Source organism: uncultured Phascolarctobacterium sp. (assembly GCF_905212365.1).
Classification (GTDB): Bacteria; Bacillota; Negativicutes; order Acidaminococcales; family Acidaminococcaceae; genus Phascolarctobacterium_A.
In genome coordinates this window covers 1-14,030 of record NZ_CAJMEH010000058.1, presented here as the reverse complement: position 1 = coordinate 14,030, position 14,030 = coordinate 1, and the positions used below count along the sequence as shown (strand labels likewise).

The following is a 14,030-nucleotide window of genomic DNA, read 5'->3' as shown; positions in this document are numbered from 1 at the left end:
CTACGCCGTGGCAGTGGAACGCGGGCGTGCGCTGGAGCTTCTAAAATTTTCAGGCAGTACAGCTGGTTACTATGCGTAACCGGCTGTATTGCTTTTTGCTTTTCCGTAAGAAATGGCTGCTGTGTGTAATAGGGTAAAGCAGTCATAAAACCATTTTGGTTATTAACCCTACGGCCGTCGCTGTATTGCGGCGGCTTTTCTTTTGAAAGCGCTGTTGTAGCTTGACTGTTTTTAGCTTGCATTGTATAATAAGAACATCAGCTATTAGAAACATTTATCAATAGCTGAATAATTAGCCTTCGGATAACATATTAAGAAGATGATTATCCATACAGGGAGCAAGTGAAAGAGGGTAAAAATATGGGTATTTTTAGCGGTGCTGTGGAATATTTTGTGAAGGGCGGGCCGTGTATGTGGCCTTTGCTGCTGTGTTCGATTGCAGCTATCGTTATCGGCGTGGAACGTTATTTATATTATAAGAAGGCGATTACCGGCACGGAATTTACCGTGAATTTCTGCCGTATGATGAATGATTTTAATATCGTAGCGGCTCACGATTACGCGCATTCCTCCAAAGGGGCGGGCGCTAAAATGGCCTGCGATGTGCTTTGCATTGAGGACGATTTGGGGGTAAGGCTGGAATCCATTATTTACGCTAAGGCTGACCGTATCATCGACGGCTTGGAGGATAAGCTGAATTATCTCAGCGTGATTATCGGCCTGGCCCCGATGTTGGGCCTTTTAGGTACTATCACCGGTATGATTTCTTCATTTAACGCTTTGAATGAAAGAGCGCAGAACCCGATGGCCGTTACCGCCGGTATCGGCGAGGCGCTGATTACTACGGTATTCGGCCTGTGCATCGCTATTATGGGCATGTGCATTCATGCCTATCTTTCGGGTAAGGTAAAGACGGAGACCTTGAACTTGTACGAGTTGGCCAGCACGCTGACTGATATTGTGGCCGCTAAAAACAGCATGTATGGGAAATTAAATAAAGATAAATGAGGGGCGGTGTGAAGCATGCGTAGACGTCACAGGAGAGAAAGCAAGTCGCCGGAAATCATGCTCAGCCCTATGATCGACATGATTTTTCTGCTGCTGGTATTTTTTATCATCAGCACTATGTATATGAGCGAGATTAAAACCATTCCCATTCGCCTGCCGGTGGCGCAGAATTCGGAGACTGTCAGCAAAAGTAATTTCAGCGTCAGCGTGAAAAAGGACGGAACTTTGTACCTTGACGAGGCGCAGATTGCTTTGGAGCAGCTGGTAGCTAACGCCGCCGCTGAAAGCAAACGCGATTCGTCATTTTCTGTAATTATTCGCGCTGAAGGCGACGCTGATTATAAAACTGTAATTCAGCTTATGGATAAGCTGAAGGGAGCAGGCGTAACCCGCTTCGGCCTGGCTACGGACGTAGGTGACGGCAAATGAAGGAAGAACAGCAACGCTTGAGTAAGGCTTTTGCCGCAGCTGTGGCTGTCCATATTGTTTTTGCCGCTATAGTCGGCATTTTTGGCTATCGCTTTGTGACGCGGCCGCCTCAGATTTTAGAGGTAACTTTGGCTGGAGGCGGTGGCGGCGCTCCAGAGGAAGTGGTGGAGGAGCAGCAGGAGGAAACTGTTGTCCGCAGCATTGAAGATATTATCGACAAGCGCTTAAAACCTGAGACTAAAAAAGTCGTTACCAGAAAGCCGGTGAAGAAAAGCGCGCAGGTAAGCAATAATCCTGCGCCTGCTAATTCTAATGCGAACGCCAGCGGCGAAGGAAGCGGCAGCGGCGAAGGAACGGAAACCGGTGAAGGCAGAGGCGAAGGCGCCGGCAGTGGAGAGGGCAGCGGACGCGGCGTGCCGGTAACGCCGCCGCGGGTGGTTTATTCCGTTCAGCCCAAATATCCCAGCGCAGCCCGCAGCCAGGGCATCGAAGGCGTAACTGCCGTAAAAATGCTGGTGAATGCCAGCGGCAGGGTGGAGGAAGCCTTTGTGGTGCAGTCGTCTGGTAATGCGGCATTGGACGAGGCGGCGGTAGCCGCCGTTTATAAATGGCGTTTCAGTCCGGCTAAGGATAAGTTTGGGCAAAAAGCGCCCTGCTATGTAACACAAGGCATTCGTTTTGATTTGCGAAGATAAGCATATTGCTTGGCGAGCTGTCAGGTTGGTGTTCAAGGCACACTGGCCCGGCAGCTCTTTTGCATTATTGCAGCTAAACTATATAGCTGCTTTACGGTTTATAGTTAGGGGAAAATTAGCAAAGCGAAAAGCGTAGTCTGTTTAAGAAGGCTTAACCTGATAGTAAGCCGTCGTTTGCAGGCAAAAAATTTTGCTTGACTATAAAGCTGGAATATAGTGTATAGTATTACTAACATCAGGAAAGAGGTGAAGATAATGACCTGTACTCACGCTAATTTTACTGTGCCCACAGATCCACACGGCAAGCGCCGTTATGAAAGCGCTATGAAGCATGTGGAGGCGGCTAAAAAGGCTGGCAAATCCAGCGAAGAGCTGCATGCGCTCTTTAAAAAAATTATGGAATTTAATCCTATGGATATCGATTCTATTCCTAAAGATGAAGCTCATGCCAAATACCGCAGCGCTATGGTGCATATGAAGGCTGCCTTGGATAATGGCAAAAGCAGCGCTGAAGCTCACGCTATTGCCAGAAAAATTTTAAGCGGCGAAACGAGCGGCTGCTGCCCTAAAAAATAAACATAGGAAATAACGCCGGAAGCAGCCTTCTGGCGTTATTTTTATTTGGCGAGGCTGCTTATCCGCTCTGGATTTTATCTGCCGCAGCTATTATAATAAAAGCAGATACTTTATTTAAGGGCGGGAGCAGCGATGCGTTCGGCTCCCAGCCCAAGTTTAACGAGCAGGGCGAATGTATTGGCCTGACCTATTGCTCGCCTAAGTATCTGCATTTGACGATTAAGAGCCTGGTGCGCCGCGGGCTGCCGCTGGAGCAGGCAATTAAGCTGCTGACGTCTACTCCTGCCGAGCTGCTGGGCAAGGTTGGAGTTAAGGGCTGTGTGGCCGTGGCCGCGGACGCCGACCTGTTGGTTTTGGACGAACAGCTGGATATCGACAGCCTTTTTGCTAAAGGACAGACTGCTATTTTAAGCAAAGAAATCATTTTGAAGGGGCGTTTTGAATAGAAAATAAAGAAACGGCCTCGTCTGTTGCTATGCAGATGAGACCGTTTTTGACGTGCAGAGAAATATATTACTTTTTGTTTTGTCTTAGTTTATATAATTGAAAATCTAAAGTTTCGTCCACTATGTTTTGACCGTCGGCGTTTAGCTGGCGGTATTTTTTTATGAGTTCTTCTTCTTTGGCAGAAAGAGTGTATGTGTGAATAGAGTTAGCCAACGACGAGATTAACGACATAGGAGCGATACCGAGAGCGCAGGATAGCGCGTTGATTTTTGTACTTTTCAGTGTTGGAAGAATACCCGCTTCCCATCGTGATACAGTAGCTTCGCTGACGCCTACGATATCGGCAAGTTCTTTCATAGTATAACCGCGTTCCAAGCGTTTTTGCTTAATAATATCTTTAACTTCCATAGCGATTTCCTTTCCTTCTGTTTTTATAGTATATAGCTAAATTTGCTGATTTGCAAGATATCTTGCAAAAATGTATTGACAGTAGTAACAGAACGTGATATTATTTTCTTGCAAAAACGAAAGAAAATAGACTTCTAATGTTGGTATTTAGAGCTTAAATATAGAAAATCAATGATAATAGCTGATTGATCTTACTTTAATTTACAGATATTGCATTCGATTAGCTAATTTTATAGGATAAGTTTTATTACATTCTTGCATAAATGCAATAAAATAAATTTACGCATTTTTTGCTTGTAATAGAAATATTTTAGCTAACCCATACCTTGAGTAGCATTGATGATACTATTGGTATGAAAAATCACTTTATAGATATCAGCGACTTGTTACAGAAAATAGTAAAATAAATATGGATAAATCATGAAATAATTCGGGGGTGAAATAAATTGTTTGCTATGGATATGAAGCGAATAGGCAGTAAAATAGCATATTATAGAAAAATCCGTGGCATGACGCAAGTGGAGCTGGCGGAAAAAGCAGAGATGAGCGCTAGCTACATATCGCGTATTGAACGCGGAGCTTCGGTGCAAGGAGTACCGCTGACGATATATTTAAGAATAGCAGTTACTTTGGGAGTAACGCTGGAGGATTTGTATAGGGATTAAATAGATGTGGGGAGTTGAATAGCATAATGGATTTAAGAAAACGCTTTGAAGAGGCTAAAAGGGAGGCTAACGAGTTATTTCAACAAGCTAAAGAAGGAGCTAAGAGATTACTAAATCATGATAAATTTAAAGAATTGGATAGGATATTTAAGGGGCTGAAAGTTAGCATAAAAAATAAAATTAGCGCATTAAAGATCCATAAGATTACTTTCCCGTTGTTTCTAAAACTTTCTTTGAGAAATCAATTCACTAAGGAAAATTTTTTAGCTTTGAGAACTAAATTGTTTGAATATGTAAAACAATGCGTATGTATGGTGGAACAAAAAACTAATGATTTTTTGACTACTAGATTGCATATAAAATGCGTTGAGGGAACGGTATATAAATTTTGGGGAGCTTTAGCAGGAATTCTAGCTTGCATATTGGTTCTAACAATGTTTTTGATGCGGCCTACCATGGATAAAGTTCAAGAATTGAAGGCGGCAGGAGATTTGCAGGGACTTAATAAAGTGGTGCGGGAGTTAAAAGATACTTGGCTGTATGATGATGTACGTGTATCGGCTATAAAAGCTCTTGTAGAATTGAATACATGCGAAAGCGATATTGTTTTAAATAGAATTATAAGTGATTATCAGTACGTTAAAACTGGTTCTTCAAATGATGATAAAAAATCTATGGCATTAATGGAAGAGATAAGACAGATACGCAAAGAAATAATGAGTGAAGCCATTAAGAAAGACTCATTATATGTAAATAAAAAATTATTGTCTTATATTGACCTTGCAAGTGAACAGAAAACATATCACAGTGAACGTGATGCGTATTACAATTTACAAGAAACATTCCAAGATTTGGGTTATGATATTGAAGTAAAAAATGCTATTGCCGCTAGTACGGTACGCGGAATTAAAGTTACTAATGACGTTCCCGATGAAGAAGATGCAAAAACACGGCTTAAAAATGTAAGACAATTATTTGAGGATACTAAACAAGATTCTACTTCGCCTTATAAAACATTAACTGATTTGTATTTTGACAAAGTAAAAGAGATTGAAAAACTTAAAACAAGGAATGTAGAGATAGATAGGATTATTGATAATAGTGTCAACGAAAAAATACAAATTGAAAATTTCTTTAGAGCTGGCGATGAGTTTTATAGAAATCAAATACAACAAATTTATCTGAGGGAAGGAATGAACGCGGCGTTAGCATATCAGTCAAAAATTGCCAAAACGTATACAGAAAAAATCGATCGCTATTATGAAATTGATAGGGAGAACAATAAATTAAGAGCAGAAAAAGCTGATTTACAGCCTAAAATTAAAGAAATGAATCTCTCAAAACATAGAATTTGTTTGGTGTTACGAGATAGAGGTGGCAAAGATATTGAGAAAATTAGAGTAAGTGTTGGAAAACAAGATCCTGCAAGCAGTTTAATAGGAGATAAAAATAATAAAGCAAAGCATATTTACGTTACAGAGAATAAAAAAATTAGCAACAAAGCCGATGTCCATAAAAAGAAACAAAAGTGGAAGATCTATACTATTCAATATCCAGAAATTCATCTGAATAATGCTAACGCACAAAATAGAATCAACGCTGATATTTATGCCAAAGTAAAACAATTTTTAGATCATCTAAGTGAGTTTCCTGATTATGAGCCTGCTAAGTCTAATAGGGGAGCGGGAATGTGGTATAAAATCACTTATGAAGATGATTATTATTTATCTATACGCTTGGTTAGATGGTTTGAAGGAATCGATGTTACCTATAATTTGGTTTATGATAAGGGAACGGGAAATATAGTTCCTCTAACTAATTTTATAAATTTAAGTGTCGAGCAATTAAATACAGATATAAAATTAGGAGAAGCATTTTTAGTAGATAATAGCGGGTTCCAATTCCAAATTGATAAAGCTATTGAGAAGGTTAGCAATGATTATCTTTTATTAGGGAACGGTATATTGGCATTGCAGTATCCTAATTTTGAGTTAGGTCGCGGGTGGCGTAACGTATCATACGTTATTATAGGTGCTGGTGCATATGATCAAAATTTGGGAAGATACATTGGAGAAACTCTCTCTCCAAACTCATGATGGTACTATAAAAAATTTAAGGAGGTTGGCGTAATTGGAAGTTATTATTTGGTTAATGTTTTGTGGAGCTGTTGGTTATTGGGCAGATCAAAGAGGACGGAGCCCTGTATTATGGGGATTACTGTCTTTGGTTATCAGTCCACTTTTAACTGGAATTGCTTTGGCTATGATGAAGGATAAGAAACAGGATGATGCTGTAGTTAAGACGCAAATGGAGACACAGCAGGTTAAAGAGCGAGTGTCTGTTACCGAAAGAGAATTTAATGATAAGATTAATCGTGTAGAAAAAAGGGTAGAGGTATTAGAAAATGTTGTAGAGCCATCTAAGCAGCTTAATACTACATCTGATTCACATGTAACCTTATTAAATGATTCTGGAACAAAGCAGTGCCCTTCTTGTGGTGAAACTATTAAAAGAGGAGCGGTAAAATGCCGTTATTGTGGCGTAGAATTAAAAGAAGTAAAAATGGTTGAATGCCCGTTTTGTAAAGAATTGATTCGTTCTGATGCTGTTAAATGTAAGTATTGCAGGAGCGATATAGCACAGGCAGAGGAAAAACAACAAAATGATGGAGAAGCTGTATGAGCATGAATAAATTTATATCTATACTACAGAATAGCTTAGGAGACAACCTATTAACTTTGTCAGGCAATGTTCTTATTACGGCACCAATTAATAATGCTGCTTCTGTTTTGGATAGTACTAAAGTAAAATCTATAAAAGAATTGGTCAAGCGCATTGAACAAGAATATCCTTTTATAGAAGTTGGATTGATATATGGACTGGCTGATATAGAAATAAAATTTTTTGCTAATCAAAAACGATTGCATAGTAGTAATTTTTTAGATGATTTTAACGAAAAGCTATTGGTGCTTGTGCAGAATATCTTTACACAGGATAATTATTCAGTAAGAGTTAATATTTTTGGTAAATATTCTTCTAAGGATAAGGTGCAATCATTTCGTTATTTGAATAAAAAGGATGATGTAAGATATCTTATTGTAGATGAAGATGTTCGTTTAGTTACAGATAAAATATGTAATCCGAAAGTTTTATCAGGGCTTACGATTTTAGCTATACTTGGATATGTTGGGTATATGCTGTATGGTAAATATGTAGGTAAATGACAAAAATTCAATTTATAGAGAGGAGTATTTATTATGTTTTGCCCTAAATGCGGCGTCAATGTTAATGATAATTTTAAATTTTGTTTTAACTGTGGCTTTGATTTATCTGTTCTACAGAGGACTGTAGAGATAAATACAGAGCAGATTGTAGATAATAAAATTGAATGTAAGGAATTTGATAATTTGCCTTCAGAAATAAAGATATTTGATGGCAGCCAGAATGAATATGAAAGACTTTATTATAAATATATTTATAGTGAAACTGATTTTGTTAAGGCGGTATATTTAGAAAATTTTGTCGCAGAAAATTATTCAGATAAAACGTATCGTTTGGATCATTACTTAGGCATAAGAGCTAACTGGATGCAACGAGCTAAAAGCATTGAAGATCAGGGGTTTGAAAATACTTTGATTTCTTTAGTAAATAATCAAGGTGATGCTCAACAGCTTTCAGATTACGTTACTGTAATAGGGCATTTAACATCTATTATGTATTTCTATAATGTTATTGGAAAAAGATGGTATGAAAGTCAAAAATTCTTCTATGATTGGGTGAATGACATTGATAGATATAATAAATTACATGATAGATTAAATAATGTAAGTACCTCTAATGCGAAAAAAATTATAGAAAATAGGATAAAAAATATAGAAAATAAATACGGTGGACATATTGAGACAGAATATATGGTTCATCAATATGTAGATTTAATGGATTTAGAAAGAACCCAAGCTGATATTAGTATGTATGCAGCTAAATATTCCAGCTGGATAGATGAAGCATACACTGTTTTCCTGAATAATGCTATAAAAATACATAAATTAGATTCTTTAAACAATATGTATCCTACTACTGAGCAGAAAAATAAATTTAGAAAAATAATAGAAGATAAATTTTTAGAGAAGATAAGATTTATATACAGTAAATTGGGATTATTAGTTAGAAAGGGAGATGAGTGCATACGTTTAGCAGATAATGTTATGGAGTTAAGTAAAAAGACTAGCGGTGAGGAAATATTAAAGAAAGGTGCCCTTAGTCTAGGTTTAGCTATAGTGTCAGGGCCAATAGCTGTGCTAAACGGCATAAGAGAAGGTTATAATTATTTTGAAGCAGATTCTAAATTACAAGAATTAAGAATTAAATTATGGGATTTACATATTTCATTATTTAATGAAGGGCATAATTTAATTCAAGATTTTGTTACTGCTTGCAATGATATAGACAGTATTATGCAAGAGGATTTAGCAATGAACTATCTATATCCAGCACTCAACAATGTTGTAGAAACTATAAAAAATAACAATATGGAATTATATCCATGGAGCGAGTATTTTAAAAAGTAGAGTTTGGTAAATATATAATTTTTGTTGATAGAAAGGAGCGATAAAAATGGATTTCGATGATATAGATTATGGCTTTGATGATGGTATGGATAATGGTTTTGGGGGCCAAGATGCTTATTCTAATCATAGCAATGCATTCGGTGGTTTAGATATTCTTGATCATAATGGTAATATGCTAGGGCATACACATGAGAACGTATTCGGTGGAGTCAATATTACTGACAATAGCGGTAATATGTTAGGGCATACACAAGAAAATATATTTGGCGGACAAAATTTGCATGACACTATGGGTAATTTAGTACAAGAAACGCATGAAAATATTTTTGGCGGACAGGATATTTACCAAAATGGGATGAAAGTAGCTGAAACCCATGCTAATATATTTGGTGGGCATGACCGTTTTGAAAACGGAGTAAAAGTAGGAGAAAGCCATGCAAATATATTTGGTGGGCATAATGTAAAAAAGTGGTAAAGCAGCCTTTTTGCTAAAGGACAGACTGCTATTTTAAACAAAGAAATCATTTTGAAGGGGCGTTTTGAATAAACGTATAGACGTAAAAAGGGAGATCTCCTTAAGCAGGAGGTCTCCCTTTTGCGTAGTTCTTTATTTATCCATTTTGGCGTTGTCCTTAAAGGCGCTGCCGAATTGCGTATACGCCAAATCCGCTCCCCGCAGGTCGGCGTTTTCCAGTACGGCGCGATCCAGCAAAGCCTTACTCAGCTTGCTGTGCTGCATATCGCTGTGACCCAGCTTGCTGCTGCGCAGGTCGGCGGCTGTCAGGTCTGCCTGCTGCAGATGGGTGCTGTACATATTGGCTCCGTAAAAGACAGCGTTTTTCAAGCTGGCCTGCCGCAGCCAGGAATAGGGCAGGCTGGCGTAGCTGAAATCGGCGTAATCCGCTGTGATGCCGTCCAGCACAGCCTCCTGAATTTGGGCGCGCTGCAGCTGGGCATTGAGCAGATGTGCTCCCTGCAACTGGCTGCGATACATTTGCACGCTTTGCAGGCTGGCGTTGGTGAAATCGGCGTCCGTAGCCGTGACATAGCTGAAATCGCCGCCGTCCAGCGACGCTCCCCGCAGGCTGCCGCGATGCAGGATGGCCTTGCGGAAGCAGGCGTTATGCAGCTTGGCTTTGTCCAGCTTGCTGCTTTCCAGCCGCGCCTCGGTGAAGTCTGTGCCGGTAAAATCGCGGCCTGACAGATCCATATCGGAAAGATCTGCGCCGGACAGGTCGCCGCCGACGCAATTGGCGCCGTTTTGTACGGCTGCCAAATCACTGTTGCTGTAAGCCTGGGCTGTAAGCGGCAGGCAGGCCAGCAGGGCAGTGGTATAAATAAGAAGTTTGTTGATAGACATGCTTTTCTCCTTAAAGCTGTTCGCTTGATGTGCTTATTCTTCGTCCAGCATTGCTTCCAGCTGCGCAGGGTCGTCCGGCAGGCAGTCGATAATGCGCCAGGGACGGCAGCTGTCGAAATCATGCCTTTGGTAGCTGGACCCGTCCAGAATAATCAGGCAGCGTGCGCCGATAGCCTGAGCGCAAAGCGCGTCGTTGGGCGTATCGCCGATAAAAATGAGCTGCCTGGGCGACAGGCTTTGGTTATTGGCCAGATACAAGCGGGAGAAGGCGATGCGCGCCAGCTCCTGCCGGTCCTCGCTGATTTCACCGAAAACGCTGCGGTTGAAGCAGAAATATTTGTCCAGCTTGTAATAGGCCAGCTTTTCCTGAGCGCCCGTGCGGGTGTTGCCCGTAAGCAGGCAGTTCAGGTATTTGCTGCCCGGCTGCTGGAAGTAGGCGAGGGTGCGCTCCACGTTTTTCAGCACCCGTCCCCGGTGCAGGGGCAGCTGCTTAGTCAGCTCGCTGTGATAGCGAATCAGAATGCCTGCCGCTTCGGCGGTATTGCAGCGGCCGCGCAGGCGTGTTACAACCTTTTTGACAATGTCTGAATCGGTACGTCCGGCTAGGGATTGAGTAAAGTCAAAGGCGTCCAGAAAATAATAATCCTTAATGACGTTAATCAGCGCGTCCTTGCCTGCGCCGCCGGTTAAGAGCAGCGTGCCGTCGACGTCCCACATAAGGTAGTTCATATAATTTCCTCCCGTAATACAGGGTGAGTGCGCTATAGAAAAAAGCTGCCACTTTGCTGGCAGCTTTTGTGCGTTTTTACAGAGAGCGAGGCCTGAGCATCATTTTTTTCAATCTGTCGCCGACATTTTGCGTTACGTTCTGCGTGCGGCGAATAAATTTGATTTTCGAGCGATGGGTGGGCTTCATATCGTTTTTGCTGCCAAAATCACCGCGATCCAGCAGCGTGATTTTGGATTTATCGGCGTCGAAGGCTTCGCGCAGGTAACGGGCCATGGCGGCAGGGTCGGCTTTGGTGAAGCAGCTGAAAATATCGGCAGTCATAAAGCCGAATTCAGGATAAACGTGCAGCGTGACGTGACCTTGACGGCAAAGAGCAAACAAGGAATATTCGTTCTGACCCTCCTCCTGGCAGCAGATGATTTGCTGGCTTTGCAGGGAAAATTTCTGACATCCCTTGAGCAGCAACTCTTCGGCCAGCTTGGGATCGGAAATTTCTTCCGTACCGCAATTATACATATCTATAGCGATTAGTTTACCGATAAAATTCTTTGGACTCACAATTACACCCCTAAAAAATATTAAAGCATTGTTACTTTGCGCACGGTCAACATGCGCTTACAGAAGTTTTTTTATTTGTATTTTATTATAGCCAAAATCTTGCCGCTTGTAAAGATAAATGCGTTTGCGGCGTCGAAAAACATGGCGCAGCGGCGGCAGACATGGTATAATATAAAGGTATAATCAAAACAAATGTTTTTACATAAAATAGTAGTGGTGGTGGCATAGTATGGAACAGCTGGAAGGCGTTGTCGACGATATAGTTTTTCAAAGCGAAGATAATATGTACAGCGTATTGCGCGTGGTCAATAAAGCGCAGGGACGCTTTACGGCCGTTTACCGCGGGCCTGCGCCCTATATGGGCGAAAATGTTTCGTTAAACGGCAGCTGGGTGGAGCATGCGCGCTTTGGGCGTCAGTTTGAGGCGGCGTCGCTGACGGTGGTGCAGCCTACGTCGGCGGCGGGCATCGAGCGCTTTTTGGCTTCCGGCGCTTTGCCGGGAGTGGGCGCGGTGATGGCGTCTCGCATTGTAGAAATGTTCGGCACGGATACGCTGGAAATTTTGGGGCAGTACCCGGAGCAGCTGGCGCGGGTGAAGGGCATCAGCGCGAAAAAGGCTGCTTTGATTGGCGAAGCCTACTGCGAGCTTTCCGGCTTGCGCGATTTGATGCTGTTTTTGGAAACCCACGGCGTCAGCAGCGGCTATGCGGCTAAGCTGCAGGCGGCTTACGGCAATACTGCCATGACGCGCTTGCAGGAAAACCCCTACAGCTTGGCAGATGATGTGGCGGGCATTGGCTTTAAAACTGCCGACCGCATTGCCATGGCTATGGGAATGGCGCATGATTGCGGCGAGCGTTTGACGGCGGGCATCAGCTATGCGTTGACGGCGGCTGCCGGAGCGGGGCACACCTGCGTGCCGGAGGAGCTTTTGGTACGGGAAACGGCGCGGGCGCTGGCGGTGGACAGCGAGGCGGTGCAGCGTATTTTTAACGAGCTTTTGCAGAAGGACAGGCTGCGTCTGGAGGAAGTGGGCGGCACCCGTTTTATTTATCCGGAATATTTATACCGGGCCGAGGTGCAGACCGCCCGTCGCTTATTGTTTTTACGCGATCAGGGCAAACCCATTACCCGCGTCAATGCGGATGAGGTTATTGCCGCCTGGGAGCGGGAGGCCGGCATTAAGCTGGCGGAGGCTCAGCGGCAGGCTATTTATACCAGCCTGGAGCACGGCGTATTTGTTTTGACCGGTGGACCCGGCACCGGCAAGACCACTGTTGTTAAAGGTATTTTGAATGTACTGGAAAAAGCGGGCTGCCGTATTTTGCTGGCTGCGCCTACGGGGCGCGCGGCGCGCAGGCTGGCGGATTCGGCGGGGCATCCGGCGCTGACGGTACACCGGCTTTTGGAATACCAGCCTACCGGCGACGGCCTGTGCTTCGGCAAGGACGACGAGGATCCGCTGGATGCGGAGGCCATCATCATTGACGAGGCTTCCATGCTGGATATCAATTTGACCTATCATTTATTAAAGGCTGTGCCTGGCGGCTGCCGTTTGATTTTTGTGGGCGACGTGGACCAGCTGCCGTCGGTGGGGGCGGGGTCTGTGCTCAAGGATATGATACGGTCGGGGCGTATGCCGGTGGTGCGCTTGGAAAATGTTTTCCGTCAGGCGGAGGTAAGCCCCATCGTGCGCAACGCTCATAAAATCAATCATGGGCAAATGCCGGAGTTTACCGGCGGCGACGGCAGCGAGTTCGGCCTGAAGGAATTTGCCGACGAGCAGGCTGCCGCTTCCTTTGTGGCGCAAACCTATGCGCAGATGACGCTGGACGGGGACTGGCGGCGGGTGCAGGTGCTGTCGCCCATGCATAAAAGTCCCTGCGGCGTGCAGAATTTGAATAAGCTTTTGCAGCATTACATCAATCCTCCCAGCGAGCGTAAGCCGGAGGTAAGCATTCCCGGCAATGTGCTGCGGCTGGGGGATAAGGTGATGCAGATACGCAATAATTATGAAAAGGAAGTTTTTAACGGCGATATCGGCCGCATTGTGAAAATAGAGGGCAAGAGCGTTACCGTAGGCTTTCCGGAGAGACCGGAGGGCGATTATGTTACCTATTCCCAGGGCGAGTGCGAGGAGTTGCAGCTGGCCTACGCTATGAGCGTGCATAAATCCCAGGGCAGCGAATATCCCTGCGTCATTTTGCTGATGGTTCCCAGCCATTATATTATGCTGCAGCGCAATCTGCTGTATACGGCTGTGACCCGCGCAAAAGCGCAGGTGCTGATTGTTGGCAGCAAGCGGGCCGTGCTGACGGCGGTAGAAAACGATAAGACCAGACGCCGCCACAGCCTGCTGGCCGAACGCTTGCAGGAAAATCAGGAGGTATTTGGATGAAGCCGCATTGGCTGCTGGAAGCAGCATATTATCTGCGGCTGCTCAAGGAGCTGGTATTTGTACGCCGCTGCACCGTTTGCAGACAGTCGGTTGATGCCGGACTGTTATGCGCTGCCTGCCGGAAGCATTATTTGTTGCAGCGTACCTGGCGCTGCCAGCCGCGGGAGGAATATTTGGCAGGGCAGGCC

The 14,030-nt window shown here is 43.6% G+C and carries 18 protein-coding genes; 13 read left to right on the top strand and 5 right to left on the bottom strand.

The window, feature by feature from the left end:
* Positions 1 to 242 (bottom strand): hypothetical protein (locus QZ105_RS08675; RefSeq protein WP_293729522.1); only part of this gene is annotated, 242 nt, incomplete at its 3' end.
* A 118-nt stretch (positions 243 to 360) separates the two neighbouring features.
* Here QZ105_RS08675 and QZ105_RS08670 point away from each other — a divergent pair.
* The 5 genes from QZ105_RS08670 to QZ105_RS08650 all read left to right on the top strand — a co-directional run bounded on the left by QZ105_RS08670 (position 361) and on the right by QZ105_RS08650 (position 3,154).
* Entirely contained in the window at positions 361 to 1,008 is a 648-nt protein-coding gene (locus QZ105_RS08670; RefSeq protein ID WP_293729521.1) for a MotA/TolQ/ExbB proton channel family protein, read from the top strand.
* Between the two features lie 15 nt (positions 1,009 to 1,023).
* Complete coding sequence (locus QZ105_RS08665; protein ID WP_293729520.1) at positions 1,024 to 1,437, top strand: biopolymer transporter ExbD; 414 nt, start codon at positions 1,024 to 1,026, stop codon at positions 1,435 to 1,437.
* Complete coding sequence (locus QZ105_RS08660) at positions 1,434 to 2,132, top strand: energy transducer TonB (RefSeq protein ID WP_293729519.1); 699 nt, start codon at positions 1,434 to 1,436, stop codon at positions 2,130 to 2,132. The genes QZ105_RS08665 and QZ105_RS08660 overlap by 4 nt, the downstream gene beginning before the upstream one ends.
* A 255-nt stretch (positions 2,133 to 2,387) precedes the next feature.
* Positions 2,388 to 2,708: a hypothetical protein gene (locus QZ105_RS08655; RefSeq protein ID WP_293729518.1), complete on the top strand. Its 321-nt coding sequence runs from the start codon at positions 2,388 to 2,390 to the stop codon at positions 2,706 to 2,708.
* Between the two features lie 212 nt (positions 2,709 to 2,920).
* A complete protein-coding gene (locus QZ105_RS08650; RefSeq protein WP_307761507.1) occupies positions 2,921 to 3,154 on the top strand; it encodes an amidohydrolase family protein in 234 nt (77 codons plus the stop codon).
* Between the two features lie 67 nt (positions 3,155 to 3,221).
* Here the strand turns inward: QZ105_RS08650 and QZ105_RS08645 are convergent, their stop codons facing one another.
* On the bottom strand, positions 3,222 to 3,563 hold the full coding sequence (locus tag QZ105_RS08645) for a helix-turn-helix transcriptional regulator (protein WP_293729517.1): 342 nt from the start codon (positions 3,561 to 3,563) through the stop codon (positions 3,222 to 3,224).
* Between the two features lie 455 nt (positions 3,564 to 4,018).
* On the opposite strand from QZ105_RS08645, the gene QZ105_RS08640 reads away from it, so the two are divergent.
* Genes QZ105_RS08640 through QZ105_RS08615 form a run of 6 tightly spaced genes read left to right on the top strand, consistent with a single transcriptional unit; the run spans position 4,019 to position 9,271 of the window.
* On the top strand, positions 4,019 to 4,228 hold the full coding sequence (locus QZ105_RS08640) for a helix-turn-helix transcriptional regulator (protein WP_293729523.1): 210 nt from the start codon (positions 4,019 to 4,021) through the stop codon (positions 4,226 to 4,228).
* A 26-nt stretch (positions 4,229 to 4,254) separates the two neighbouring features.
* Positions 4,255 to 6,324, top strand: a complete 2,070-nt coding sequence (locus QZ105_RS08635) for a hypothetical protein (protein ID WP_293729516.1) — start codon at positions 4,255 to 4,257, stop codon at positions 6,322 to 6,324.
* Positions 6,325 to 6,358: 34 nt separating this feature from the next.
* On the top strand, positions 6,359 to 6,910 hold the full coding sequence (locus QZ105_RS08630; RefSeq protein ID WP_293729515.1) for a zinc ribbon domain-containing protein: 552 nt from the start codon (positions 6,359 to 6,361) through the stop codon (positions 6,908 to 6,910).
* A complete protein-coding gene (locus QZ105_RS08625) occupies positions 6,907 to 7,452 on the top strand; it encodes a hypothetical protein (RefSeq protein ID WP_293729514.1) in 546 nt (181 codons plus the stop codon). Before QZ105_RS08630 ends, QZ105_RS08625 begins: the two co-directional genes overlap by 4 nt.
* Positions 7,453 to 7,485: 33 nt before the next feature.
* Positions 7,486 to 8,796, top strand: a complete 1,311-nt coding sequence (locus QZ105_RS08620) for a zinc ribbon domain-containing protein (protein ID WP_293729513.1) — start codon at positions 7,486 to 7,488, stop codon at positions 8,794 to 8,796.
* A 46-nt stretch (positions 8,797 to 8,842) separates the two neighbouring features.
* Positions 8,843 to 9,271 carry a hypothetical protein gene (locus QZ105_RS08615; protein ID WP_293729512.1) on the top strand — a complete coding sequence of 143 codons (429 nt, stop codon included), beginning with the start codon at positions 8,843 to 8,845 and terminating at the stop codon, positions 9,269 to 9,271.
* A 132-nt stretch (positions 9,272 to 9,403) separates the two neighbouring features.
* Here QZ105_RS08615 and QZ105_RS08610 read toward each other — a convergent pair whose 3' ends face one another.
* The 3 genes from QZ105_RS08610 to QZ105_RS08600 all read right to left on the bottom strand — a co-directional run bounded on the left by QZ105_RS08610 (position 9,404) and on the right by QZ105_RS08600 (position 11,444).
* Positions 9,404 to 10,156, bottom strand: a complete 753-nt coding sequence (locus QZ105_RS08610) for a pentapeptide repeat-containing protein (RefSeq protein ID WP_293729511.1) — start codon at positions 10,154 to 10,156, stop codon at positions 9,404 to 9,406.
* Positions 10,157 to 10,189: 33 nt separating this feature from the next.
* The gene (locus QZ105_RS08605; protein ID WP_293729510.1) at positions 10,190 to 10,885 is read right to left on the bottom strand and encodes an HAD hydrolase-like protein; all 696 of its coding nucleotides are present in this window, start codon (positions 10,883 to 10,885) and stop codon (positions 10,190 to 10,192) included.
* A 76-nt stretch (positions 10,886 to 10,961) separates the two neighbouring features.
* On the bottom strand, positions 10,962 to 11,444 hold the full coding sequence (locus tag QZ105_RS08600) for an S-adenosylmethionine decarboxylase family protein (RefSeq protein WP_293729509.1): 483 nt from the start codon (positions 11,442 to 11,444) through the stop codon (positions 10,962 to 10,964).
* Between the two features lie 229 nt (positions 11,445 to 11,673).
* Here QZ105_RS08600 and QZ105_RS08595 point away from each other — a divergent pair, with 229 nt between their 5' ends.
* Together QZ105_RS08595 and QZ105_RS08590 are read left to right on the top strand one after the other, a co-directional pair.
* Positions 11,674 to 13,842: an ATP-dependent RecD-like DNA helicase gene (locus QZ105_RS08595; RefSeq protein ID WP_293729508.1), complete on the top strand. Its 2,169-nt coding sequence runs from the start codon at positions 11,674 to 11,676 to the stop codon at positions 13,840 to 13,842.
* A partial coding sequence (locus tag QZ105_RS08590) for a hypothetical protein (RefSeq protein ID WP_293729507.1) occupies positions 13,839 to 14,030 on the top strand: 192 nt, incomplete at its 3' end. The genes QZ105_RS08595 and QZ105_RS08590, both read left to right, overlap by 4 nt.

Bases quoted from the DNA above. Each gene is read 5' to 3' on its own strand.
- QZ105_RS08670 (WP_293729521.1), top strand. From the start codon at position 361: ATGGGTATTTTTAGCGGTGCTGTGGAATATTTTGTGAAGGGCGGGCCG.
- QZ105_RS08665 (WP_293729520.1), top strand. From the start codon at position 1,024: ATGCGTAGACGTCACAGGAGAGAAAGCAAGTCGCCGGAAATCATGCTC.
- QZ105_RS08660 (WP_293729519.1), top strand. From the start codon at position 1,434: ATGAAGGAAGAACAGCAACGCTTGAGTAAGGCTTTTGCCGCAGCTGTG.
- QZ105_RS08655 (WP_293729518.1), top strand. From the start codon at position 2,388: ATGACCTGTACTCACGCTAATTTTACTGTGCCCACAGATCCACACGGC.
- QZ105_RS08645 (WP_293729517.1), bottom strand. From the start codon at position 3,563: ATGGAAGTTAAAGATATTATTAAGCAAAAACGCTTGGAACGCGGTTAT.
- QZ105_RS08640 (WP_293729523.1), top strand. From the start codon at position 4,019: ATGGATATGAAGCGAATAGGCAGTAAAATAGCATATTATAGAAAAATC.
- QZ105_RS08635 (WP_293729516.1), top strand. From the start codon at position 4,255: ATGGATTTAAGAAAACGCTTTGAAGAGGCTAAAAGGGAGGCTAACGAG.
- QZ105_RS08625 (WP_293729514.1), top strand. From the start codon at position 6,907: ATGAGCATGAATAAATTTATATCTATACTACAGAATAGCTTAGGAGAC.
- QZ105_RS08620 (WP_293729513.1), top strand. From the start codon at position 7,486: ATGTTTTGCCCTAAATGCGGCGTCAATGTTAATGATAATTTTAAATTT.
- QZ105_RS08615 (WP_293729512.1), top strand. From the start codon at position 8,843: ATGGATTTCGATGATATAGATTATGGCTTTGATGATGGTATGGATAAT.
- QZ105_RS08610 (WP_293729511.1), bottom strand. From the start codon at position 10,156: ATGTCTATCAACAAACTTCTTATTTATACCACTGCCCTGCTGGCCTGC.
- QZ105_RS08605 (WP_293729510.1), bottom strand. From the start codon at position 10,885: ATGAACTACCTTATGTGGGACGTCGACGGCACGCTGCTCTTAACCGGC.
- QZ105_RS08595 (WP_293729508.1), top strand. From the start codon at position 11,674: ATGGAACAGCTGGAAGGCGTTGTCGACGATATAGTTTTTCAAAGCGAA.